This window comes from Ruminiclostridium herbifermentans (assembly GCF_005473905.2).
Taxonomy (GTDB): Bacteria; Bacillota; Clostridia; order Acetivibrionales; family DSM-1351; genus Ruminiclostridium; species Ruminiclostridium herbifermentans.
Map to the genome: position 1 here is coordinate 3,271,602 of NZ_CP061336.1, position 25,635 is coordinate 3,297,236.

At 32.3% G+C, this 25,635-nt stretch carries 18 protein-coding genes; 3 read left to right on the forward strand and 15 right to left on the reverse strand.

Features of this window, described 5'->3' with window-relative positions:
• Positions 1-266: 266 nt before the first annotated feature.
• The 3 genes from thrS to EHE19_RS13285 form a co-directional block, all read right to left on the reverse strand.
• The gene (gene thrS / locus EHE19_RS13275) at positions 267-2,174 is read right to left on the reverse strand and encodes a threonine--tRNA ligase (RefSeq protein WP_137698334.1); all 1,908 of its coding nucleotides are present in this window, start codon (positions 2,172-2,174) and stop codon (positions 267-269) included.
• A 743-nt stretch (positions 2,175-2,917) separates the two neighbouring features.
• Positions 2,918-3,454 (reverse strand): ECF transporter S component, encoded by a 537-nt coding sequence (locus EHE19_RS13280; protein WP_137698335.1) that lies wholly within the window; start codon positions 3,452-3,454, stop codon positions 2,918-2,920.
• 761 nt (positions 3,455-4,215) lie between these two features.
• Positions 4,216-5,067, reverse strand: coding sequence for a ComEA family DNA-binding protein (locus tag EHE19_RS13285; RefSeq protein ID WP_137698336.1), 852 nt, complete (start codon positions 5,065-5,067; stop codon positions 4,216-4,218).
• A 758-nt stretch (positions 5,068-5,825) separates the two neighbouring features.
• Between EHE19_RS13285 and EHE19_RS13290 the strand changes: the two genes are divergently transcribed.
• Together EHE19_RS13290 and EHE19_RS13295 are read left to right on the forward strand one after the other, a co-directional pair.
• Positions 5,826-7,133, forward strand: a complete 1,308-nt coding sequence (locus EHE19_RS13290; protein ID WP_137698337.1) for a D-alanyl-D-alanine carboxypeptidase family protein — start codon at positions 5,826-5,828, stop codon at positions 7,131-7,133.
• 252 nt (positions 7,134-7,385) lie between these two features.
• A complete protein-coding gene (locus EHE19_RS13295) occupies positions 7,386-9,107 on the forward strand; it encodes an AMP-dependent synthetase/ligase (RefSeq protein WP_137698338.1) in 1,722 nt (573 codons plus the stop codon).
• Between the two features lie 91 nt (positions 9,108-9,198).
• Here EHE19_RS13295 and EHE19_RS13300 read toward each other — a convergent pair whose 3' ends face one another.
• From EHE19_RS13300 to EHE19_RS13355, 12 genes are all read right to left on the reverse strand, one after another.
• Entirely contained in the window at positions 9,199-10,815 is a 1,617-nt protein-coding gene (locus tag EHE19_RS13300; protein WP_137698339.1) for an ABC-F family ATP-binding cassette domain-containing protein, read from the reverse strand.
• A gap of 338 nt (positions 10,816-11,153) precedes the next feature.
• Entirely contained in the window at positions 11,154-11,495 is a 342-nt protein-coding gene (gene rsfS / locus EHE19_RS13305) for a ribosome silencing factor (RefSeq protein WP_137698340.1), read from the reverse strand.
• Between the two features lie 165 nt (positions 11,496-11,660).
• On the reverse strand, positions 11,661-12,176 hold the full coding sequence (locus EHE19_RS13310) for a LytR C-terminal domain-containing protein (RefSeq protein WP_137698341.1): 516 nt from the start codon (positions 12,174-12,176) through the stop codon (positions 11,661-11,663).
• 42 nt (positions 12,177-12,218) lie between these two features.
• On the reverse strand, positions 12,219-12,782 hold the full coding sequence (yqeK, locus tag EHE19_RS13315; protein WP_137698342.1) for a bis(5'-nucleosyl)-tetraphosphatase (symmetrical) YqeK: 564 nt from the start codon (positions 12,780-12,782) through the stop codon (positions 12,219-12,221).
• Positions 12,783-12,819: 37 nt separating this feature from the next.
• Positions 12,820-13,437, reverse strand: a complete 618-nt coding sequence (nadD, locus tag EHE19_RS13320) for a nicotinate-nucleotide adenylyltransferase (RefSeq protein WP_483313991.1) — start codon at positions 13,435-13,437, stop codon at positions 12,820-12,822.
• Positions 13,438-13,883: 446 nt separating this feature from the next.
• Positions 13,884-15,143: a phosphoribosylamine--glycine ligase gene (purD, locus tag EHE19_RS13325; protein WP_137698343.1), complete on the reverse strand. Its 1,260-nt coding sequence runs from the start codon at positions 15,141-15,143 to the stop codon at positions 13,884-13,886.
• A gap of 387 nt (positions 15,144-15,530) precedes the next feature.
• A complete protein-coding gene (gene purH, locus EHE19_RS13330) occupies positions 15,531-17,075 on the reverse strand; it encodes a bifunctional phosphoribosylaminoimidazolecarboxamide formyltransferase/IMP cyclohydrolase (RefSeq protein ID WP_137698344.1) in 1,545 nt (514 codons plus the stop codon).
• 106 nt (positions 17,076-17,181) lie between these two features.
• Positions 17,182-17,805: a phosphoribosylglycinamide formyltransferase gene (gene purN, locus EHE19_RS13335; RefSeq protein WP_137698345.1), complete on the reverse strand. Its 624-nt coding sequence runs from the start codon at positions 17,803-17,805 to the stop codon at positions 17,182-17,184.
• Positions 17,799-18,821 carry a phosphoribosylformylglycinamidine cyclo-ligase gene (gene purM, locus EHE19_RS13340; RefSeq protein WP_137698346.1) on the reverse strand — a complete coding sequence of 341 codons (1,023 nt, stop codon included), beginning with the start codon at positions 18,819-18,821 and terminating at the stop codon, positions 17,799-17,801. Before purM ends, purN begins: the two co-directional genes overlap by 7 nt.
• A gap of 60 nt (positions 18,822-18,881) precedes the next feature.
• The gene (gene purF, locus EHE19_RS13345) at positions 18,882-20,345 is read right to left on the reverse strand and encodes an amidophosphoribosyltransferase (RefSeq protein WP_137698347.1); all 1,464 of its coding nucleotides are present in this window, start codon (positions 20,343-20,345) and stop codon (positions 18,882-18,884) included.
• A 428-nt stretch (positions 20,346-20,773) separates the two neighbouring features.
• The gene (purE, locus tag EHE19_RS13350) at positions 20,774-21,286 is read right to left on the reverse strand and encodes a 5-(carboxyamino)imidazole ribonucleotide mutase (RefSeq protein WP_137698348.1); all 513 of its coding nucleotides are present in this window, start codon (positions 21,284-21,286) and stop codon (positions 20,774-20,776) included.
• 167 nt (positions 21,287-21,453) lie between these two features.
• Positions 21,454-22,431, reverse strand: a complete 978-nt coding sequence (locus tag EHE19_RS13355) for an AEC family transporter (RefSeq protein ID WP_137698349.1) — start codon at positions 22,429-22,431, stop codon at positions 21,454-21,456.
• A gap of 859 nt (positions 22,432-23,290) precedes the next feature.
• On the opposite strand from EHE19_RS13355, the gene EHE19_RS13360 reads away from it, so the two are divergent.
• Positions 23,291-24,976, forward strand: a complete 1,686-nt coding sequence (locus EHE19_RS13360) for a peptidoglycan-binding protein (protein WP_137698350.1) — start codon at positions 23,291-23,293, stop codon at positions 24,974-24,976.
• Positions 24,977-25,635: the final 659 nt, after the last annotated feature.

Here is a 25,635-nt window from a genome sequence, read left to right on the forward strand (position 1 = left end):
ACATCCTCTCAAAAGTACTAAAGGTGAAATCCTCTCAGATTCCACCTTATAAACTAATTAAACATTGAATTGCAAGCGGATGCTATCAGCAGCTTGATTGCCTTGTTTTTAATATTATAATATTATCAATATGGCTGACTGATATATCAAACATATCAATCCAAAATCCACTCCGTTTGTTAATTGAGTAACACCACATTATTACTAATATTATTAACATGCTCAACTTTCATTTAGCAGCTTGCAGCATCTTCATATTTTAATGCTTATTTTGCCTTAGTTTTTATTTCTTCAACTATTTTATTTACAAAATCCTGAACTGATAGTGCTCCAAGATCTCCTTCTTTTCTGGACCTTACAGCTACAGCATTGTTTTCCATCTCCTTATCACCAATTACTAGCATATAAGGTGTTTTTTCCATCTGAGCCTCTCTAATCTTATAGCCTATTTTTTCATTTCTTGTGTCAACTTCAACTCTAATATCATACTGTTCAAGTATCTTTTTGACCTCATATGCATAGTCATGATGCTTGTCAACTAGTGGCAATATTTTAACCTGAACTGGTGAAAGCCATACTGGGAAGGCACCTGCAAAGTGCTCTGTCAAAATAGCAATAAACCTTTCAATACTTCCAAATACAACTCTATGAATCATTACTGGTCTATGCTTTTCTCCATCAGCACCAACATAGGTCAAATCAAATCTCTCTGGCAAATTCATATCTAACTGTATAGTTCCGCACTGCCATGTACGTCCTATAGAATCTTCAAGGTGGAAGTCTATCTTAGGTCCATAGAAGGCACCGTCACCTTCATTTATTTTATAGTTTATACCTTTAGCTTCTAACGCTTCTTTAAGTCCAGTTGTAGATAATTCCCACATTTCATCTGAACCAATTGATTTCTCTGGTCTAGTTGAAAGTTCAACATTATATTTAAATCCAAACACCTTATAGAAATCATCAATTAAGTTAATTACACCTGTTACCTCATCTTTAATTTGCTCAGGTGTCATAAATATATGAGCATCATCTTGAGTAAAGCATCTTACTCTCATTAATCCATGCAGAGCCCCAGACAACTCATGTCTGTGTACAAGTCCAAGTTCACCCGCTCTTACTGGAAGATCTCTATATGAATGAAGCTTTCTTTTGTATACTAAAATACCTCCTGGACAGTTCATTGGTTTAATTGCAAAATCCTGCTCATCTATTTCTACAGTATACATATTTTCTTTATAATTTTCCCAGTGACCTGATCTAATCCAAAGTTCCTTGTTTAGAATCATAGGTGTTTTAATTTCCTGATATCCTGCTTTTTTGTGCTCACTGCGCCAAAAATCTTCAAGTAAATTACGAAGCACCATTCCTTTAGGCATGAAGAATGGGAATCCTGGTCCTTCATCTAATATGTCAAACAAATCCAATTCTTTTCCAAGCTTTCTATGGTCACGCTTTTTAGCCTCTTCCATTCTAAAAAGATATTCATCAAGCTGGCTTTTCTTAGGAAATGCAGTACCATATATTCTTTGAAGCATTTTATTTTTCTCATTACCTCTCCAATAAGCACCTGTAGCACTCATAAGCTTTATTGCTTTAATTTTTCCAGTTGAAGGCAAATGAGGGCCAGCACATAGGTCTACAAAATCACCCTGCTTGTAAAAAGATATTTCTTCGTCTTCTGGCAAATCTCTAATAAGCTCTACTTTATATGATTCGCCTTTTTCTTCCATAAATTTGATAGCTTCATCTCTAGGAAGAGTAAATCTTTCTAATTGGAGATCCTCTTTTATAATATTCTCCATTTCTTTTTCAATTTTAATCAAATCATCAGGTGTATAATTCTTTTCTGTGTCAAAGTCATAATAAAAACCATTATCAATTGCAGGACCTATTGCTAGCTTAACATTTGGGAATAGTCTCTTTACAGCTTGAGCTAAAACATGTGATGTAGTATGCCTATAAGCTAACCTTCCGCCTTCGTCATCAAATGTCAAAAGGTTTAAATTACAATCTTCTTCAAGCTTGAAACCTAAATCTTTTACTTTTCCATCAACCTCACCTGCTAGTGCCACTCGAGCTAAACCTGCACTAATGCTTTCAGCAACTTCTTTTATTGTAATACCCTTTTGGTACTCTTTTGTGCTGCCATCCTTTAAAGTAATTTTTATCATAGCATATACCTCCGTTTTATTTTTCTTATCTATTTGTTAAAATTAAGTTGTTATATCATCCATTTACTAAAGCTTTCAAGTTAAAATAGATGTAGTGGAATTTTGCCTGTATAGAAATCCTGCTTTAATTTCCATAGCTTTTATCCATAGCTTTTAATAGTAGAACTTGTGTTATAATCACCAAATAAAAAAAACCCGTCCATATATATAATATAAGGACGAGAGTTATTCTCGTGGTTCCACCCTACTTGCTGCTCATTTTGCACAAAATGTATTTATTGAATAAAAAAATTTTCATATTAATATTTCATTTTGATATTTTCATATCAATAAATTTATTAATAATCTGCATTTTGTACAAGGATTATAACGTAATCAACGATGTAGCTCAGAGGTGGTCTTCAGTAAAGCATAGGCTTGAACACTTTCAGCTAATGTGCTCAATCTCTGAAGCCCTGTTTCTTACCTACTCTTCTCATCAACGCTAATTTCAATATTTAAGTTAGTTTTAACATCTTCTATTAATTATATTCTCACAATTTTACTGTGTCAATACCTCTTTAATTTGCATAATATTAGCAAAGGAAAGTTTGTATAATATTTGTAAACATAATAAAGCATACTGTGTTCTTCCTTACAAAAGTTTGTTTACAAATTAAATGCATGAATTAATTGATTAAATTTAAATGCATGAATTAATTAATTAATTAAATTTTAGTGCTAAGTTTGAGTTGGTTTTAGCTTTATCCTTTAAACTTAATAGCGCGCTTCAGCACAGGCAGTACTATTAAGGCAAGAACACCACCTATAAGGGCAGTTATCAATTGCGGAATGGAAAACATATTTGACACAACAATAGCCTTTTGTTCAGGAAGTTTCAAGAAAACAGGAATTGCAAGCTTGACAATCCCTAAATATAAGACTAAAAATTTAGCAACTGCTGCCACAATCAATGCAAGAACATATGACAACTTAAACTTTTCCATCTTACAATTTCCAATAATGTGCCACAGAATTATCAACACAATATTACCCGCAATTATAAATGGAATTAACGACCAAAATGGTCCAATACCAAAAAGCTTTGCACACACAGGTGAAATTATCCCCACTGTTATTCCCGTAGACACGCCACAAGTCATAACTGAAACAATTAAAATCAAATTGACAATTGAACCAGTAACTAAGGTATTGCCAAGGGATGAAGTAGCAGCCTGCATCACAATAAGTAAGGCTGTAAGTGCCGCTGTTCTTGTAATCCATAAAACTTTATTATTCATAACTAAGTACTCCTTTTATGTAAATTTATATTTATACATATTAATATGTAAGCATTTTGTTGCCAGCTAATATAATTTTGAAATCCAATTCTCTAAGTACTAAACAGCTGTGCTAAATAATAATAAACATAATTTTCCATTTGGTAAATAAAAATTCTTATTTGTGTAATAATATAGTTATTATAACATTAATCACAAATTTATAAATAATTGTTTAGGCTTTTTTTGTTTTAATTTACTTGCTCAACTTTCCCAGTTGATAATTATATGGACTACTGAAATAGAAATCAAGTTAATTGTAATAGTTTAACTTTATGACAGACCAAAAACTTAGCATATTTGAATTTTTTTAATAAAACACTGCCAAAAATACTATTTTATATTTTGGAGGTAATCATTGAGAAATACAAGGTTCAAAAGACATAAAAAAAATAGACATAAAAGAAACATTAAATTATTGCTATTTGGGTTTATTATTCCTACATTAACTCTTCTAATTTCATATATTTTGATATCAATTTTTATAATTCCTATTTTAGATAAATGAGGTGCATGTTAATTTTGTATAATATTTTGCTTATTTCGACTAAAATATCGTTCATTATACCAATTGATTTTTTACTGTAAAGCTATATAATAAATTTGAAAACTAAACGGTTTCTCCTTAAAATTATGTAAGACCGACCTTTGAGTCGGTCTTTTCTTTTTAGCAGTATTATCTGGACTAATATCTGAGCGTTGTTACCCTTAACTTTCATAATTTATTCTATGCAAATAAAATCTTTGATTTTGTCAAAAGTTTTCTGTTTTATGCCAGTAATTTTCATAATATCTGTAAGTTTTTTAAAACCTCCATTCTTTTCTCTATAGGAAATTATTGCTTTAGCAGTAGCAGGCCCCACATTAGGCAGACTTTCAAGTTCGGACTGTGATGCCGTATTTATGTTAATTAAACTGCTTTCTTCTTTGCTGCCAGTCTTTGGGGCTTCAACAACACAGCCCATACTATCCTTAATTATATCTACACCACTATTTAATACATTTGAACTGCTATTCTCATCACTTTTAAAATTGGCAGAAACACTCGTTTTTTGTTGACTAACATTTGCTTTTGGCTTGTTAGAATCCACTTGTATATTGGCGTTCTCTTTTGAATTATTTTCAGAAATAATTTTATTGTCAGCAATATTTGAAACCTTTGCTTTTATTCTTAACATTGTGTTTTCATTTATTATGTAAGCCAAATTAATATTTTCTAAATCAGCCTCTTCTGTAGCACCACCAGCCATCTTTATTGCATCGTCAATTACCTGCCCCTTTTTTATAGTAACTACGCCTGGTTTATTTACACAGCCAACAACATATACCTTTATTTCTGGCTCTTCTTCCACTTTATCAAGTTCCTCAGAAGAATTAGTCTCACCTGATGACTCAACTTTCTCAGCTTTGACTACACTTGTGTTAGTTACTTCTATATCAGAACTAGATAATGGCTTATACACCTGCTTCAAAAAATATCCTAATCCCCCCAAACCAAGAATAAGAATTATTGATACACTTATCAACAAAACTTTCTTAATGTAAATTTGCTTTCCGAATAATGTTATTTCCATGTTTATATCCATTGCACATATGTAAATGCCAATGGACTCATCACCTCCTATATTTTTTATTTAACCTTTAATGAAATAAACAGAACAGAGCCTATTAATATCAGATTAGTAGCAGTATCAAATGGTAGACCTGAAATTTATACTGAAATTCATTTAGAATCTGATAAAATTAATTTGCTTATGAAGAATAGTTGTTTTTTCTGCTTTATAATGAAGCATATATGCTAATTGTAGGCGGCGGTATGATTAATTATGAATCAACCACTAATAAATCAACAAATATCTAGGTAGAAAACATTTAGACAAGCTTGTACAGAAGCGCAACTAAGCTAGTGCTTTGATTTTTCCTAAAAAATCAATAAAATAATTAACTTATCTTGTTGTACTAATTGATTTAAACAGGGTTTGAAGGTAATCAACTTAAAGTAAACAACTTTTTATACTTGTGAGTCGGAACAACTTTGATAAATGGGATACTTAGAAAAAAAATTTTTGAAAAGAAATATGATAAAGAATTTATCATATATTGAATAACTAACATATAGTATTATAGTATAATAATTGGTAAATATCTATAGAAAAATTAAATTTATGACACAAATTTTTTCTTATTAATTTTGAGTTTAAAAATATGTTATTTTGCATTATAATATTTACTAGGTCCAACAAAAGAAAAATAACTAAATTAAAGAAGGCACTTAATCCATTCGAAAATTTATATGGAGTTTGGTGCATAACTATGAGGTATTAAATTAATTATGAAAAAAGCAATTACCGCACTAATTATTTTATTAATTTTGTCATTTCAAGCTTCACCAGTCTTTTGTGCTTTAGATATTGATGCAGCTGCATACATATTAATGGATGCCAAAACAGGCAGTGTGCTTTATGAATATCAGCCAGATATCAGACTTCGACCAGCAAGTACGACAAAAATAATGACTGCACTTGTAGCACTAAAGAAAGGTGATTTGAGCCAAGTAATGACTGCAAGCAGCAAAGCTGTATCTGATATAGGCGTTGGTGGAATGAATGTTGGCATCATGGTAGGAGAGCAGTTATCCTTAGACGACTTACTGCATGCTATGCTAATAGCATCAGCTAATGAGGCTGCAAATATTATTTCAGAAAACATATATCCAAACCAGACTGATTTTATTAATGCTATGAATGAAATGGCAGTTCAAATTGGAGCTAAAAATAGTACATTTACAAATCCTTGCGGAATTGATGAATATGAAAGAGATGCAAATCATTATTCTACCGCAAGGGACTTAGCAATTATTGCAAAGGAATGCCTTACACTACCAAAATTCAGAGATATTATCAGCCAAAAGCAGTTAAACTCACTTTCACCAACTAACAAGCATCAGAAGTGGAATGTTGTAAACAACACAAATAAGCTTTTAGGACAAACAATTAAATACGGTATCAATGGAGAAAAACAATTTACAATAACAGGTTTAAAAACTGGCTCAACTATTCGTGCAGGCGCAAACTTTATATCATCAGCAGTTAATGACGATGGTTTTGAATTAATATCTGTAATACTCGGAGTTAATAATAAACCTGGCAGAACTGTATTTGATTTTACAGAAACCCTTTTAAAAGCTGGTTATGAAAACTTCTCTAATCAATTGATTGTTGACAGGAATACTGTTATTAAAAATGTTCAAGTAGAAGACGCTGCTGACGATGGAAACCTTGCTCTTGTTACAAATGGTAAACTTGAAGCAGTATTACCTAATAATGAAAATGAATGGAATATAGAAAAAATAATAACGATAAATCAAAATTTAAAAGCACCAATTAAAAAGGGTGATATTTTAGGAAATATTGAATATAAAAAAGCAGGTATTTCAATCGGCAAAGTATCTATTGTTTCTTCACGAACAGTAGATCAAAGCTTAAAAGCTAAAATAGAAGATTATATAAATAAAGTTATTGAAAATTCAATATTTAAATTTATTTTCATTGCATTAATTGTAGTGGTTTGCTTTTTAATCCTTCGAAAAATACTCCGAAAAATATCAAGGGCAAGAAACAGAAGAAGGCGACTACGATAACATTAATTTTATAATCTAAAACTTTAAGCTGGCAATAATTTAATTTAAAATTTTTTACTTCATATATTGATTTAATCTAAATATACTTATATTATAGTATAGGATTGTACATTAACAAATGCAAACAAATGAAATTTATTTTTTGACTGGTATGTTATTTTAGAAAATGTTATAGGTTAAGCTTTCTTTTGTATAATATTAGAGCCTTTTTCATCTCTGATAGTATTTGACTTTATTAAAAGGAGTGTAATTATGAAAACCGAACCGATTTACAAGCAAAGGAAAATTACAGATCTAAAAGATATGATTTCTCAAAGTGTAAATTTATATGGAAATAGAAATGCATTTTACATAAAAGGTAGCAACGGTGAGTATTATGGCAAAACATATAATGAGTTAAAGGTTGAAATTGACGCACTTGGTACTGCTCTTATCGATCTAGGGCTTAAGGATAAAAAGATTGCCATATTGTCAGAAAATAGTCAACAATGGTGTACCTCTTATTTGACAATTACTTGCGGTGTTGGTGTCGTTGTCCCTTTAGACAGAGAGTTGCCTTTTAATGAAATTGAAAATCTTATTTCACGTGCAGGGGTCAGCGCAATAATATTCTCCTCTAAGCATGAAAAAGATATGCTGCAGCTAAGGCAAATATCTAATCAAATTGAATACTATATTAATATAGATGCTGAAACTGACAAAGATAATGATTTACTTTCATACTCTAAGCTTATTGAAAAAGGAAAAATATTAGTTCAAAATGGTAACAGAACTTATTTAGATGCTGAAATAGATGAAAATGCAATGTGTGCATTAATTTTCACATCAGGAACTACTGATTTGGCAAAAGGAGTAATGCTATCTAGCAAAAACATTGTTTCTGATATAATGGCAGTTTGTTCAATGTTAACGGTTGATGAAACTGATAGTTCTTTATCTATCCTCCCTCTTCATCACACCTATGAATGTACTGCTAATTTTCTTGTTATGATGTACAATGGAGCATGCTTCTCCTTTAACGAAGGGTTAAAACATATTGTTAAAAATCTGCAAGAAGTAAAACCAACTGTTTTAATGCTAGTTCCTCTAATACTAGAGAATATGCACAAAAAAATTATTAAGCAAGCTTCAAAAACAAAATTTGGAAAACTTAAGCTTAATGTAGCTCTTGAAATAAGCAATTTTTTATATTCATTCCTTAAAATTGATATCAGAAAGAAGTTGTTCAAACAGGTACATAATATATTTGGCGGAAGAGTTCGATTAGTCATATGTGGTGCCGCTGCTGTAAACCCTGATGTTTCAAATGATTTATGCAGTATGGGAGTTAGAATTATTCAAGGGTATGGTTTGACCGAATGTGCGCCAATTGTTGCTGTAAATAATGATCATGGCTACAGAGATGATTCTGCTGGAAAACCCCTTGCAGGTGTTGAAGTATGGCTTGAAAATGTTGGTGACGATGGTATCGGAGAAATAGTTGTACGTGGAGACAATGTAATGCTCGGTTATTACGAAAATCCTGTTGCAACTCAAAAGGTACTTAAAAACGGTTGTTTATATACTGGAGATTTAGGATATATTGATGAAGAAGGATATATTTTTATAACTGGAAGAAAGAAAAACGTTATCGTTACCAAAAACGGAAAAAATATTTTCCCTGAAGAGGTTGAGGCTTACCTAGCAAAAAGTCCTTATGTGAAAGAGAGTTTAGTATGGGGCCGCATTGACGAAGAATCAGGCGAGACAGAAGTAAATGCCCAGATTGTTATTGATATGGAAGAAATTAAGGAAAGACTTAATGTGAGCACTATTTCCATGGATGAAATATACAAGCTTATTCAAGCTGATGTTAAAGAAATAAATAAACAAATGCCTTTATATAAGCGCATTAAAAACTTCACTATTCGTGAAGAGGAATTCATAAAAACCACAACAAAGAAAATTAAGCGATATGCTGAAAATATGAGTTAATACATACAAATAATATAAACCCGTATGCTTGCTGCTTTTTACGGCACAAAACATACGGGTTTTGTTTGTATCAGTTTTCGTTTGTATTTTCCTAACTCCACATTTCTTTTCTGAGTGCTGCTATGTCCTCATTTTCTAAATACTCATCATATGTCATTTGTCTGTCGATAATTCCCTTTGGAGTTATTTCAATTATTCTGTTTGCAATTGTCTGAACAAACTCGTGGTCATGGGAGGCAAACAAAATAGTTCCTTTGTAGTTTATCAAACCATTATTTAAAGCTGTTATTGATTCCAAGTCAAGGTGGTTTGTAGGCTCGTCAAGAATCAAAACATTGGCTCCTGAAAGCATCATCTTTGATAACATACAGCGAACCTTTTCTCCTCCTGACAGTACAGATGCCTTTTTCAAAGCTTCCTCTCCTGAGAATAACATTCTTCCTAACCAGCCTCTCAAGAAGGTCTCAGTCTGATCCTTTGAAAATTGTCTTAGCCAATCAACAAGAGTAAGGTCTACACCGTCAAAATACTCAGAATTATCCGCTGGGAAATATGCCTGAGATGTTGTTACACCCCATTTATAATCACCGCTATCAGGCTCCATCTCACCCATCAATATCTTAAATAGGGTTGTTTTTGCTTTTCCATATGTTCCTACAAAAGCAATTTTATCACCCTTGTTTACTATAATGTTTACATCATTTAGGAGCAATTCTCCTTCAACTTCTTTTGTAATCCCATTTATCATAAGTAAGTCATTTCCTGCTTCTCTATCAGGCTTAAAATCAACAAAAGGATATTTTCTTGAAGATGGCTTTATGTCTTCAAGTGTCAGCTTTTCAAGTAACTTTTTACGTGATGTAGCCTGCTTAGATTTAGATGCATTTGCACTAAACCTCTGAATAAACTCTTGCAATTCTTTCATTCTAGCTTCAATTTTCTTATTTGCATCTTTTGCTTGTTGTAATGCCAATTGGCTTGACTGATACCAAAAATCATAATTACCAACAAACAATTGAATTTTTCCAAAATCAATATCTGCAATATGAGTACATACCTGATTTAAAAAATGTCTATCATGAGATACAACTATAACTGTATTTTCAAAGTTCGCCAAAAAGTTTTCAAGCCAAGTAATTGAAGCGACATCTAAGTGGTTTGTAGGCTCGTCCATTAGCAAAATATCAGGATTACCAAATAATGCTTGGGCTAGTAATACTCTGACCTTCAAATTAGCGTCAATGTCCTTCATTTTCTTGTTATGATACTCTTCACCTATATTTAGACCATTTAATAAAGTAGCAGCATCGGACTCTGCTTCCCAACCATTTAATTCTGCAAACTCTGCCTCTAATTCAGAAAGTCTAATACCATCTTCCTCAGTAAAATCAGATTTCGCATAAAGTACTTCCTTTTCTTCCATTATCTCAATAAGTCTTGGATGGCCCATAATTACAGTTCTTAGAACCTCATATTCATCAAACTCATAGTGGTCTTGCTTAAGTACAGCTAGTCTTTCACCAGGAGTAATTGTAACATCTCCCTTGCTAGGCTCAATCTCACCTGATAAAATTTTTAAAAATGTTGATTTACCAGCCCCATTAGCACCAATTAATCCATAGCAATTCCCTGCCGTAAATTTGATATTTACATTTTCAAATAAAGCACGTCCTCCGTATCTAAGAGAAACACCATTTGCACTAATCATTTCCTATCTCCATTTCTAAGTATAGATGTCAATATCCTCTATACTTTTTATTTTAATTTGTTAATATTTTATATTAAATCCAACCCAATAAATTTTTCAAAGTTATTGCAAAAATTTATCGAGTCCCATTATAAACATGTAATAAATAATTTGTATTATCATAAACAAAACCTGCTCAAACAACAGCAGGTTTGCTATCTTAAATAATTCTTGTGTAAATATATAATACCTTTTTTGGCAAAACACAAGTAAAGTACAAACAACCTCTATCCTAATTCATAATCTAAATTCTTAATCTAATCTTGAAACTGAGTTTATGTTTTTCTCACTGATTTCATCTATCTTATACAGGTCATTTCACCGTCAGACCATAACCTTTCAAGATTATAGAACTCTCTATCTTCATGATAGAAAACGTGAACTACTACATCCCCATAGTCCAATAAAACCCATCTTGCTGTGTCATAACCCTCTTTATGATATGGCTCAACGCCCATTTCAGTAAGCTTTTCCTCAATCTCATCTGCAATTGCCTTTATATGTGTGGTAGAAGTACCACTGCAAATCACAAAATAATCAGCAATTATTGTGATACTATGGATATCAATAATATTTATATCCTTAGCCTTTTTATCCTGCATTGCTAACATTATTCTGTCAACTAATTTTTTTGAATCCAAATTTTGCACCTCATCTTTTACTGAAAATATTAAATTATAAAGCTTGAATTGCTTATCCAAGAACTCAGTTAATTATACCATCAACCTTTGTAACTTACAAATCCATATTATATACAAATTTTCTAATATATAATAGAATATTTACGTAAAATATTTAGTTGTATTTTATGGATTAAAATCGTTACCTAAAATAATAGTAACATCAAATCGTGATTCAGGCTGAAGTTCTTCCTTTATAATAGATATTTTTAGAGTATTTCTAATTGTATCTGCTATTACACCTTTTTTTCGTATCAGAATTTGAGAAGTTCCTCGTGTACCATCAAGAGAAATTCCTGCACTTACTTTATAGCCCTTCGATTCAAGCATTGTCCTAATTTCTTCAGCTAATCCGCTTTTGTCTGTGCAGTTTATAACCTCTATAACCAGCTTTTCATTGTTAACTGTAGACTGGGCAGGAGTTTTCTCTGCAGGCTCTTTTGAAGCTTCACCTTTGTCTTTTTCTTTGTCTACTATGATTTTATTATTTGATTGTGACTGAGTATTTTGTTTCTTGACCTCAACTACGGCTTTGTCAAATACTCCTGAATCCTTATAGAAATTAGCACCTACTATAATTGATGAAAAAAATAGCAAAAAGGTTCCTAATGCATAAAAACCTATTTTTAAAAATTTCCCCATTATCTCCTCCAAGTTAGTAAAAACAGCACAAATATAATATAACTATCCTTTCAACAATAGCGTGTTTCTTGCTTCAATAGTAAATGGATGGATTAAACCATTTTGCATTATAACAAACTTAATAACATTATTAAAAGCACAAATCAACGCTTTATCAATATCTTCATATACAAGACTTCTAACATCGTCAGCACTGCGATGGGTTCTCCCAGGCTCTATATAATCTGCCAGATAAACTATTTTATCTATCATATTCATTTTTGAAAAACCTGTAGTATGATACCTTATAGCATTTAATATAATTTCGTTTTCAACACTATATTTCTCTTTTGCTATTATGGCACCAACCTCGCCATGCATTAAAAACAGCTGATTTTTTTCAATTTCATTTAATTCTATTTTATTGTCATTGCAGTATTTTAATATTTCGATATCATTCAATTCTTTTGCACAGTCGTGAAGCAGACCTGCAACTGCAGCAATATCTTTATCCTCACCATAATGTTCTGCCAATTGTATTGCTGCTTTCATCGTATTAACAGAATGAACATACCTATTGGGTTTTAACGATTCCTTTAGCAATGCATCCATTTCAATTATATTCATTGGTAACCTTTCCTTTTTAAACTGTTGTCAGCTTAATTTATCGATATAAATTATTTTCTTTTATATAAGCATCAACACAATCATTCACAAGGTATTTAACCGATTGATTCTTATTAACTCTTTCTCTTATAAGAGTAGAGGATATTTCTATAAGTGGTGCTTCAACACTCAGTATATCTGCATCAAATCTATTTCTCATTAACTCTATGCGATCCAAAAAATCATTGTCTAAGTATCCTGCTCTCATTACTGCAGCAAACTTCGTTAATGTAAAAACTTCTTCAGGGCTTTTCCAAGTCAATAAATCCTTAACTACATCTGCGCCAATTATATAGTAAAAGGTTGTCCCTTTAGGATATATTTGATGAAGTTCCTTGAGCGTATCAACTGTGTAAGTGTAGCCATCTCTTTTAATCTCAATATCAACAGCTTCAAAGTACTCATTCCCCTCAATAGCGCATTTAACCATATTTAGCCTATGAATAGGATCGGTAACAGCATTTATGTCTTTATGTGGGGGCCTGCCAGTAGGAATAAACAAAACCTTGTCCAAATTTAATTGGCACCTTACCATTTCAGCAATTGCAAGATGCCCTAAATGGATAGGGTCAAAAGTACCTCCACATATTCCTATTTTCAAATTTTTATCTATCATTAAGAATTCCTCAAAATCAATATAAATTTAATTACTAGATTTACAACCAATAATATGCTCTGTTCTTTATTTATTCCAAAAACTAAAGAAATTTACACAATGTAGGATTAAGTACACTATGATCCCCATTGGTGCTGAATGTGAAAAGGCAGCTTAAAGCATTGATTAAGCCCTTTCCCCTTTTCATACAGAAAACATTATAACATAAAAGGCAAAAGCTTTAAACCCTAATTAGCTTTTATAATAACAAGCCAACTATTGTTGTCCACTTTCGCCCCACATATTAACAAATAACAAATGGTTATTATACCTGATAAATTTTGCCACTGTAAATAAATTTTATTACTTTAACGGTATTCATCGAGGCAAGCATAAATTAGCGCTAAAAACCATAGCCATACCCATCACTTATAGAAGTATGGCACATTTTCTTGCCTCGAAATATATTACTTTCTTCCAATATCTTTTCTGTAATGCATTCCTTCAAAGCTGATTTTTTCAATACCGGCATATGCTTTATTTATAGCCATATCCATTGTCTTCTCTACCGCTGTAACTCCTAATACTCTTCCACCAGCAGTATAGAATTTTCCATCATTATATGAAGTACCAGCATGGAATACAATTGTGCTGCTATCTGCCTGTGCAGCATCAAGACCTTTTATTTCTAGGCCTGTAGGATATTTCCCGGGATATCCTCCTGATGCAGCTACAACGCAAACAGCTGCATTGTCGTCCCACTCTATATTGATGTCTGCAAGCTTTTCATCAATAATTGCTTCAAATATTTCTAACAAGTCTGTCTTTAATCTTGGAATAACCACCTGTGTCTCAGGGTCACCAAATCTTGCATTGTATTCCAGAACCTTTGGACCATCCTTTGTTATCATTAATCCAAAGTATAATACGCCTTTGAACTTACGTCCTTCTTTATTCATTGCCTCAATTGTTGGAACGAAAATTTCCTTCATGCAGTAGTCAGCAAGCTTTTCATCATATAATGGACTTGGTGAAAAAGTTCCCATTCCACCTGTGTTTGGCCCTTGGTCATTATCAAATACACGCTTATGGTCCTGAGAAGATACCATAGGAACAATAGTTTTGCCATCTGTAAATGCTAAAATAGAAACCTCTGGCCCTTCAATAAATTCTTCAATAACCACTTTATTGCCAGCGTTTCCAAATAGCTTATCGTTCATCATCCCATTTACAGCAGCTTTTGCTTCTTCAACTGCTTTTGCGATAATAACACCTTTACCTAATGCTAGACCATCTGCTTTGACTACTATTGGAGCACCGCATTCATCAATATAACGAAGGGCATCACTGCAATTTTCAAACACATTGTAGTCAGCTGTTGGTATGTTGTATTTTTTCATTAAATTCTTTGCAAAAGCCTTACTTCCTTCGATAATAGCAGCATCCTTTACAGGTCCAAATGCTCTGATTCCAGCTTCATTAAGCTTGTCAACCATGCCTGCTGCAAGTGGGTCATCAGGTGCTACCACAACTAAATCCATTTTATTTTCTTTTGAGTAATTAACTATTCCATCTATATCAGTTGCTTTAATATCAACACATGTAGCAAGCTTTGAAATGCCACCGTTTCCAGGGGCACAATTCAATTCGCTAACTTTGGGACTTTGAGATAGTTTCCATACTAGAGTATGCTCTCTTCCGCCACCACCAACCACTAATACCTTCATATATAAACCTCCATAATTCGAATTTTGTTTATTAAAAAAGAGTGCTGCTAAACTAATACCATATACTATACATTTCAGAATATTTTGTATGAATAGTACGTAAGTACAACTTATATCAATGGGAATCTCGGATAAAAGTAATTGCTAAAATTGTAGGTGAAGCACAAGTATTTTTGCTGGCAAAGCGACAGGACGCCACTTTGAGCAGTAATCCGAGACATGATGCCTTTGTATTCTGCGACGGTAAAATACTTTTGGTGAACTGTACTATTTCAAGCAATTACTTTAGAAGCAATCCATTGAATTGATATAAGTTAGTACGGAAGTACTATTTATACAGTAACTCAATTTTGTATATTGGTCTGTTTTGCAACACTTCCATCTATATTAGTGTTTAAAATGTCTCATTCCTGTGAATACCATAGCGATTCCATACTTGTTACATGCATCAATGGAATCCTGATCCTTTATTGATCCACCTGGCTGTATAATTGCCTTAATGCCTGCAGCAGCTGCAACTTCAACACAATCTGGGAATGGGAAGAATGCATCTGAAGCCATAACAGCTCCCACTGATCTCTCTCCTGCATAATCAATAGCTACTTTTGCAGACAATACTCTATTTGTTTGTCCAGGTCCAACACCTAAAGTACTCTTATTCTTTGCAACAACTATAGCATTTGATTTTGTATGCTTAACAACCTTCATAGCAAATTTCAAATCCTCTAGCTGCTCTTTGGTTGGCTGTGCATTTGTTACACATTTAACATCCTCTTCATTAAATAGAACATCATCATTTTTCTGAACTAGCAGACCGCCAGCAACCTTTTTCATATCTAGAGTATCGGCTGCAGCCTTTTCTTCAATTCCTTCAAGTTTTAACAATCTGATGTTTTTCTTTTGTGATAGCACAGCAAATGCCTCATCTGAGAATGAAGGTGCTATAACTATTTCAATAAATATTTTGTTTATTTCCTCTGCTGTCTTTTTATCAATTTCTCTATTTGCTGCAATTATTCCACCAAAAATAGAAGTAGGATCTGATTCATAAGCTCTTATGTAAGCATCATAAATATTGTCTGCACTTCCAACTCCACATGGATTTGTGTGCTTTACAGCAACTACTGTTGGCTCTTCAAACTCCTTAAGAAGCATGAGTGCTCCATTTGTATCATTTATATTATTAAAGGATAATTCTTTACCATGTAATTGAACTGCACTTGGTAAAAATCCTCTATTAGCTCCAACCTCTTTATAGAAAACAGCACTTTGGTGAGGATTTTCTCCATAACGCATATCTTGAACTTTTTCAAAAGTAAGAGAAAGAGTTTCTGGGTAATCTATATCTCCAAGAGTATCTCTTAGATATTTTGCTATTAATGTATCGTAATGACTTGTGTGTTCAAATACCTTGTATGCAAGTCTAAACTTAGTTTTTGAACTAACTTCTCCTGTTTCATCTATTTCAGCAAGTACTTTTTCATAATCAGCAGGGTCAACTATTACTACAACATCTTGATAGTTTTTAGCAGCTGCTCTAATCATTGTTGGTCCGCCGATATCTATGTTTTCAATTGCTTCTTCCAGTTCTACATCGCCTTTAAGAATTGTCTGCTTGAATGGATAGAGATTAATTACTACCAAATCAATAGTTTCTACGCCTAAATCTTTTATTTGTTTCATATGCTCTTCATTGCTTCTCATCGCTAATATTCCTGCATGTACCTTTGGGTGTAAAGTTTTTACTCTTCCATCAAGGCATTCTGGAAATCCTGTAACATCAGATATATTTATTACCTTTAATCCAGCTGCTGACAGAGCCTTTTCTGTTCCACCTGTAGATATTATTTCTACTCCCTTTGCAGCTAGTGCAGAAGCAAACTCTATTATGCCTGTTTTGTCTGAAACACTTATCAATGCACGCTTAATCATAATCTAATCCTCCAATTTATAAAAATTTGTATATAACAAAATCAAACTAAAAAATATATGTATCACTTAATCTATTTTCAGCTAATGGTTTGATATAAGCTAAAACTTATATTATTTTAACTCTCTTACCATCAACAACTAATCTGTTTTCAGCATATAGCTTTATGGCTTCTGGTAATATCTCCCACTCAGCCTGCTCCATAACACGTTTTTGAAGTGTTTCAGGCGTGTCATTATCTTCTACATAAACTGCCTTTTGAAGTATAATTGGTCCAGTATCTGCTTCTAATTCAACAAAATGCACAGTTGCACCTGTCACCTTTACACCTGACTCTATAACATGCTGATGTGGAATTATTCCATAGAAACCCTTGCCGCAAAAAGCAGGAATTAGTGACGGATGTACATTTATAACTCTTTTTTCAAAAAACTTATTGAATCTTTCTCCTAAAATTGAAAGAAATCCAGCCATAACTACCAAATCAACCTTATGCTCAGTAAAATGCTTTATTAGTGCTTCATCATACTCATCTATATTGCTGAAAGACTTTCTAGCTATAAATGTATTACTAATGCCATGTTCCTTAGCTCTTTGAAGTGCATACACTCCTTCTTTACTGGATACAACAGTAACTATTCTCACATTTTTTATATATCCGCTTTCAATCTTGTCAATTATAGCCTGAAGATTTGAGCCCCCGCCTGATACCAATACACCTATATTTAACATAAGTCCACACCTGCTTCACCTTCAATAATAGAACCAATAATGAAGGCTTCTTCTCCAACTGATTTTAAATATGCTGTTATTTCATCAGCTTTGTCTGCATCTACAGCCAAAACCATACCAATACCCATGTTAAAGGTGTTGTAAATATCTCTGTCATTCATATTTCCTAAACTCTTTAGCAAATCAAATATTGGAAGTACTGGCCAAGTTCCCTTTTGAATTTTAACCCTTAAACCTTCTGGAACCATTCTTGGAATGTTCTCAATAAATCCACCGCCTGTTATGTGTGAAATTCCTTTTATCTCAAATTTCTTTATTAAATCAAGTATTGTTTTTACATATATTCTAGTTGGCTTAATTAATTCCTCACCTAAAGTACAGCCAAGCTTTTCAACATACTCTTTTAAGTTGGATTCTGTTGGATTGATAAGCTTTCTAACCAATGAGTATCCATTGCTGTGAATTCCAGAAGAAGCAAGTCCAATTAACTTATCTCCAGCTTTTATATTTTTTCCGTCAATTATTTTTTTCTTATCAACAATTCCAACCGTAAAACCAGCCAAATCATATTCATCTACTGGATAAAAACCTGGCATTTCAGCAGTTTCTCCACCTATCAATGAGCAACCTGCCATAACACAGCCTTCGGCAACACCTTTTACAATCTCAGCAACCTTTTCAGGATAATTTTTTCCAACAGCGATATAATCTAAAAAGAACAATGGCTCTGCCCCACTGCATACAACATCATTTACACACATTGCAACACAGTCTATACCAACTGTATCATGCTTATCCAATAGGAAAGCCATTTTAAGCTTTGTACCAACTCCATCTGTACCAGAAACTAAAACTGGCTCCTCATATTTTGATTTGTCTAAACTAAATAGTCCTCCAAATCCGCCTAATTCTGTCATTACCTCTGGTCTAAATGTGCGTTTAACATGGTCTTTCATCAGTTTAACTGATTGGTAACCTGCTTCTACATCAACGCCTGCATCTTTGTAAGTGGTCATTTTTTTATCCTCCAAATATTTATATAAAATAGTTAAATTCATTTTGAACTCAATCAAGGCTTAACAGCCACAACTGAATTTATCTCCTTCTTCAGGAACATCTATAGGATAATCCCCTGTCAGACAAGCCGCACAGAATCCGCATTTTGCACCTATAGGTGTTTCTAATAGCCCTTCTAAGCTTAAATAACCCAATGTATCGGCACAAATCATTTCTCTTATTTCATCTATAGAAAGTTTATTTGCAACAAGTTCTTTCCTTGAAGAAATATCAATTCCAAAATAACATGGGTATTTAAGAGGAGGTGAACTAACTCTCATATGTACCTCTTTTGCTCCTGCCTTTTTAAGTATTTGAACTATTCGTCTTGTAGTTGTGCCTCGAACAATAGAATCATCAATAATTACTACTCTCTTACCTTGAATTGTCTGTTTAATAGCATTGTGCTTAATTCTAACAGCCATTTCTCTCATACCCTGACTTGGTTGAATAAATGTTCTTCCAACATATCTATTTTTGACAATACCCTCTCCATAAGGGATCCCTGACTGTCTCGAATAGCCTAATGCCGCTGAAAGTCCTGAATCAGGTACTCCAATTACTATATCTGCCTCAACAGGATGCTCAATTGCTAATCTTTTTCCTGCCTCATATCTGGATTGCTGAACACTAGCACCATCTATTATGCTATCAGGCCTAGCAAAATAAACAAACTCAAATATACATAATCTTGTATCTTTTTTATTAAATGACTTAATCGACCTAATTTCATTGTTCTCAATTACAACAATTTCCCCAGGCTCAATATCTCTGATAAATTCAGCATTAACAGCATCTAATGCACAGGATTCAGATGCTATAACATAAGAGGTTGATGTTTTTCCGATACATAATGGTCTTATTCCATAAGGATCTCTTACTCCTAACATTTTGTTAGCTGTCATTAAAATCAATCCATAGGAACCATTAACATCTAACATCATTTTTTGAACTGCTTCTTCTAGGATATTTGTAGAAATGCTATGTTTTGTTATGAGATTTATTAAAACCTCTGTATCATTTGTAGTTTGAAAAATAGTTCCGCATTGCTCCATTTCCTCTCTGAGTTCTGCAGCATTAACAATGTTTCCATTATGCGCAAGAGCAATTTGACCATTTCTTGATCTGACAACTATCGGTTGTGCATTTTCATGTCTGCTTGCACCGGTTGTTGAGTACCTAACATGACCAACTGCCATAGTTCCTTTCAAGTGATTCAATACAACCTTATCAAATATTTCTGGAACTAAGCCCATGTCCTTGTGATATACGATAGTTTCACTGTCACTTACAGCAATTCCAGCGCTCTCCTGACCTCTATGCTGGAGCGAGTACAATCCGTAATATGTCATACCTGCTACATCTAATTCTTTGTCATCTAATGAATACACACCAAATATTCCGCACTCTTCGTGCATTTTATCCATTCGTTCATCAAAGCAGTCTAAATTGTTACATTGTAAGCATTGCCCAAAATCACACATGAGTTACTCCTTTTTATTTTTATTATTTTTTGACTTTCCCAAGTATTAAGTCTATCGGCACTTAAACCAGTAAAATATTTTATTACTAAAATATGCTACGGTAAGCCAAAACCATTAAAATGTAATTAAGCATTTATACATCATAGCGTTTTAGCCTTCGTGTACATTAATCGTTCATGCTTAAAAAATTTTCACAACAAAACATATAGAGCTTGCTGAACAATTGTATATTTTGCATTTATGAAAATAAACACTAAAGAATCCTTGTACTTATTCAACAAGCTTTTTACCAACTAATTCATAACATTATTTACAGCTAAACTTCTAAATAAAAGCCTGAACTTATAGCATATAAATATAATTAAATTCAATATTATGAAAATTTTAATAGCTAGATGCTTCAAATAAACTTTCGATTAAATTTATAATTATATTTCTGACAATTTATTCTGTAATTCTATATTTTTCTTTTCAACCTTTTCTGCAAGGGATTTTTTATAATCAATCATCTTATGTCTTAACTCATGATAAGCAATAGAAAGAATCTGTACTGCTAATAACGCTGCATTTTCTGCTCCATCAATAGCAACTGTGGCAACTGGTATACCAGAAGGCATCTGAACTGTTGAAAGCAATGAATCTAAACCATCCATTGTTGATGACTTTATTGGAACTCCGATTACTGGAACAGGTGTATGTGCTGCTAATACGCCAGCTAAATGAGCAGCTTTACCTGCAGCTGCTATAATAACATCTATACCATTATTATGTGCATTAGTTGCAAAAGCTGCTGCTTTATCTGGTGTTCTATGCGCAGAACAAACCATTACTTCATAATCAATTTCAAAATCTTTGAGAACTTTTATACAATTTTTCATTACTGAAAGATCTGAATCACTTCCCATAACAACTGCTACTTTAGCGTCCTTTGAAATACACATTAAATTATCCTCCATATGTAAATGTATTTATGAACATTTTTTATTTTTTGTTTAAAATCATTCGCTTTTTATATACTAATATTATCAAATATTTAACTGTATTGTCAATTGAACAAGCGAACATTTTTTATATCTCTGATTAAAATATTCGGAATTTATAAATAAATCTACACAAGTAAATATACTATAATTGGTAATGTAAATATTGATAATATGGTAGAAACAAATATGCTTTCTGTGGCAGCGTTATAATCAGAATCATATTGCAGAGCTAGAGCCGAAACCACTGTAGATGAAGGCATTGCCAATTGCAGCACTACAATTATTTTAACGAACTTGTCAAAATAATTATTTGTCAATCTGAAAAATACTATAGCTATCGCTGGAACAATCAATAGTTTAAATATAGAAAGAACCAGATATCTTGTTCGAGATAATACATCCTTCACTCCGCTTATTTTGGTATTTGCAAGCAGCATTCCTATAAAAATCATTGAAATATATATTGTTGTTTTTCCCAAACCATTAAATGTGGTATAAAAAACATCCCAAACTGCATTGTAAACCGAAATTTCACCTATTCTAAAGTAAGATTTTAGTGCTATTAGTATTATTCCTCCTACAAATGCTAACGTATTTGGATTAATTAAGTGGGAAAGATTTTCTTTCCAGCTGTTAGAATTATGCTTATTAAAGAGATAAACGCCTAAAGTCCACAGTATTGCATCATTAGATAAATTATAAAATATAGCGTACAAAATGCCTGTTTTCCCGTACATTGCTTCAAGCAGAGGGTATGCCATAAAAATAACATTTCCGAACATTGACTGAGCTATATAAATATTTCTTGCTTTATCTTTTATGCCCATTACTTTGCAAGGCGCTAAGGATATCAGCCCTGCAATAAGAATAAAGACAATACCAAAAGCAAATATATAAACGCCATTTTTTAATGTATCCCTAGTAAAGGAATAACTCCCCATAGTTGTGAAAATTAAAAATGGCGTAGTTATTTTTATAATAAGAGCTGATATATGCTTCTGTGATTCCTCAGGTAAAATATTTCTTTTTGCAGCTACAAAACCTGTTATTCCAAGTAAAGTAAGTATAATTATTTGCTTAACTATTATCGCTATTTCATTCATTAAAATATTCCTCCAACAATGCAGGTTGAAATTCCAACATTGTACCTATATATAAAGTTTTGATTTATTAGTAATTTTTATCATATAATTATATGTATATCTTGTCCATAAGAATTTAAAAATTAACTCGAACTTATGGTTAGTTCTTACAATGTATACTTTCTAGTTTTGAGTTCATCACTATACATGCTTCATAGTGTGCTATAGTTGTTGTAAAACAAGAAATAAACAAACTGTCTAAATAGTACTCCCGTGCAATATATATCTATTGCTTGCTCACGAAATTGATGCTGAAATAATTACGGTGAAGAACAAGTAGTGTGCATTATAAATTCGATTTAGTTCGTGTTATTTTCTTATTTATCGATATGTTACGACAATGTTTTTTCAATTGTTAATTATTTGTTAATAACTTTTTATTTTATTTGTGATATAATTGCTATGTTAATTGAAATTAAATAATTTATATTTTAAAATTGGATAAAGTTAAATAAACAGTTACATATTAGTAATCCCTTAACATCTTCTTCTATAGATTATAACGACAAGATTCATAATGAGTTTTTCGATTATCGAAATATTTATTCACCGTCAAAAACCACTAGTGGTTTTTGGCTAGAAAATGCACCTTATTCGTACTTACGTTATTTTTGATTTGGGAAAGTTTTTTGCCTCGTTATATTTATAGAGAATTTAGTTTTGCAGTTAAGTAATTCCGCATAGGTACTTTGTTCTTTGATATTACTAATTTGGCTTATCATAGTTTTCCAATGCATCAATACTCTTTGAGTATTCTGGATTTTATGTATATGTTTATTAAATTTTATCCTGAAAAATATACTTATATTTAGGAGAGATTATGAACATACATAAAATTAAAAATTTTACTCAAGGTTTTATTCAAAAAATGAAAAAATTAATAACAAACCATCCCTTAAAGCTTAAGCATATAGTAATTTCCTGTTCAGGTGTTGCTGTTTTAGCAATTACAATACTATATGCAACTACATTCTCACCATTATTAAAGGATTCTGGTTCAAATATCAACACTGCTGATAATATAATTTCTCAAAGTTCTACTGAAGACTCTTCAGCTGAAGACTCTCTATACGCTGCACAAGATGGTGGACAAGCTGAAACCTCATATTCAAATGATACAAACAGTTCTATTAATTCAATAACCTCTCGTGGTATGAAGAGTTCTCTAGATCCATCAAGAGGTGATATCGTTAAGTTAGGTGATAAGGATATTATTGTCAACACCATACAGAAAAAACTAATGGAACTTTATTACATAGAACTAGATGAGCCAACAGAAATATACAGCGAAACCATAAAAGGTGCTGTGGAGAAATTTCAAGCAAAAAATAAATTAGAAGTCACTGGTGAAGTTGATTCAAAAACCTATGAACTATTGTTTTCAGATAAAGCAAAAGAATATACTGTTTTTTTAGGTGCTGAAGGAATAGATGTTGAGCATATCCAAGAAAGGCTTTATGAATTAGGTTATTTATCAAAGGTAACTAAATATTTTGGAACTGAAACTGAGGCAGCGGTAAAAGAATTCCAAAAAAGAAACGGTCTATATGATGATGGTAATGTAGGTGCTCTAACAAGAGAAACCCTATATTCGGCTGAAGCTGTTCCACTTTCATATTATTTGGGTGATGAAAATGATGAGATAATGAAATACCAAGAAAAGCTGTACCAACTTGGTTATCTTACCACTAAACCTGACGGTAAATATGGAAATGATACTGTCGCTGCTGTTAAAATTTTGCAAGAATCTAACGGTTTAATAGCAGATGGCTATATTGGTCCAGCAACCAAAGAGTTGTTAACATCAGGAAATGTTGCTGAAAATGCACTTAAAATCGGAGATAGTGGAGATGCTGTTTCCAATATTCAAAAGTATTTAAAAAAACTTGGTTATTTAAATAGTGTAACTGGATATTTTGGTTCCGACACCCATGAGGCGGTACTAAACTTCCAAAAACGTAACGGTCTTTCAGCAGATGGAAAAGCAGGAGCTCAAACAATAAGCAAGCTTTTATCATCAGATGCTAAGAGTTGGAATGGCACTAAAGGAAGCAGCGGCTCAAATAATAATAAATCTGGCGGAAGCAAAGGTTCAAAAAATAGCAATTCAAACAATCAGGATTATTTCGATAACTCAGGCAGCCCAAGTGTATCTAATTTAATAGCAATTGCAAAGTCAAAGCTGGGTGCAAAATATGTTTACGGTGCTAAGGGACCTTCTACCTTTGATTGCTCAGGCTTTGTATATTGGGTATTAAATAAGTCAGGTGTCAAACAGAGTTATATGACTTCATATGGTTGGAGCAGAAACACTAAGTATAAAAAAATTACAAATATGAGCGACATTAAAAAAGGAGATATTATTGCATTTAATGGACATGTTGGTATTGCTCTTGGAGGAAATCAAATGATTGATGCTTCCTCAGGTTCTGGAAAAGTTCGTATTACCAATATAACTTCCTCATACTGGACAAGGAATTTCAAATGTGCTTTTAGAATATTTTAGACACTGACCATTAGAAAATAAATTTAAAGAATAAATTTAAAGAATAAATTTAAAGAATAAATTATAAAAATAAACTGTAAATGTATATATTAGTTCAAATAATTAATTCAAATAAGTTCAAGAAAAATCGGTTGGCTCAGTTAATAAGTGCTAACCGATTTTTTATAAATCTTAAGGTTAATTTTTTTTTCATCTCCGCAGCTTAGATAAATGGGGTAATTGGTTAAAGATATTTATTTGAACTTGCTGATAAATACCAAAAACCAGCTGAGATATAACGTTCTCAACTGGTTTTCTGATTCTGCTTATTATCAGAAGGGGAAAGTCCGATAATTCGCACTCTATGTAAAATTTTTTGGGGGGAGATAGCAAATTTTAAAATCTCTATTAAGCAATACATTTTAATTTACTTACTACTTACACAACACAATTTCATTGTGATATTACATATTTAAATGTAAGTTCTGTTTCTGATATTATTATATCATGTAATTCTTTATTTGTCGATATTTGTTTTAAATTGTTTTATTTTAATTTTATTAGATGTGTTTTGTCGTTTTTCAGTCATCGTATTTAATATAATAGAACCAAACCCAGCCTTTCTGCTGTCTTTTATAAAAACACCTTGAAAATAAATTGGAAAATAAATTTGCTGTTGG

Bases quoted from the DNA above. Each gene is read 5' to 3' on its own strand.
- EHE19_RS13355 (WP_137698349.1), bottom strand. From the start codon at position 22,431: ATGAATGAAATAGCGATAATAGTTAAGCAAATAATTATACTTACTTTA.
- nadD (WP_483313991.1), bottom strand. From the start codon at position 13,437: ATGATAGATAAAAATTTGAAAATAGGAATATGTGGAGGTACTTTTGAC.
- purE (WP_137698348.1), bottom strand. From the start codon at position 21,286: ATGTGTATTTCAAAGGACGCTAAAGTAGCAGTTGTTATGGGAAGTGAT.
- yqeK (WP_137698342.1), bottom strand. From the start codon at position 12,782: ATGAATATAATTGAAATGGATGCATTGCTAAAGGAATCGTTAAAACCC.
- EHE19_RS13295 (WP_137698338.1), top strand. From the start codon at position 7,386: ATGAAAACCGAACCGATTTACAAGCAAAGGAAAATTACAGATCTAAAA.
- EHE19_RS13310 (WP_137698341.1), bottom strand. From the start codon at position 12,176: ATGGGGAAATTTTTAAAAATAGGTTTTTATGCATTAGGAACCTTTTTG.
- EHE19_RS13285 (WP_137698336.1), bottom strand. From the start codon at position 5,067: ATGGAAATAACATTATTCGGAAAGCAAATTTACATTAAGAAAGTTTTG.
- EHE19_RS13300 (WP_137698339.1), bottom strand. From the start codon at position 10,815: ATGATTAGTGCAAATGGTGTTTCTCTTAGATACGGAGGACGTGCTTTA.
- EHE19_RS13290 (WP_137698337.1), top strand. From the start codon at position 5,826: ATGAAAAAAGCAATTACCGCACTAATTATTTTATTAATTTTGTCATTT.
- purH (WP_137698344.1), bottom strand. From the start codon at position 17,075: ATGATTAAGCGTGCATTGATAAGTGTTTCAGACAAAACAGGCATAATA.
- purF (WP_137698347.1), bottom strand. From the start codon at position 20,345: ATGTGTGATTTTGGGCAATGCTTACAATGTAACAATTTAGACTGCTTT.
- EHE19_RS13280 (WP_137698335.1), bottom strand. From the start codon at position 3,454: ATGAATAATAAAGTTTTATGGATTACAAGAACAGCGGCACTTACAGCC.
- purN (WP_137698345.1), bottom strand. From the start codon at position 17,805: ATGTTAAATATAGGTGTATTGGTATCAGGCGGGGGCTCAAATCTTCAG.
- thrS (WP_137698334.1), bottom strand. From the start codon at position 2,174: ATGATAAAAATTACTTTAAAGGATGGCAGCACAAAAGAGTACCAAAAG.
- purM (WP_137698346.1), bottom strand. From the start codon at position 18,821: ATGACCACTTACAAAGATGCAGGCGTTGATGTAGAAGCAGGTTACCAA.
- EHE19_RS13360 (WP_137698350.1), top strand. From the start codon at position 23,291: ATGAACATACATAAAATTAAAAATTTTACTCAAGGTTTTATTCAAAAA.
- purD (WP_137698343.1), bottom strand. From the start codon at position 15,143: ATGAAGGTATTAGTGGTTGGTGGTGGCGGAAGAGAGCATACTCTAGTA.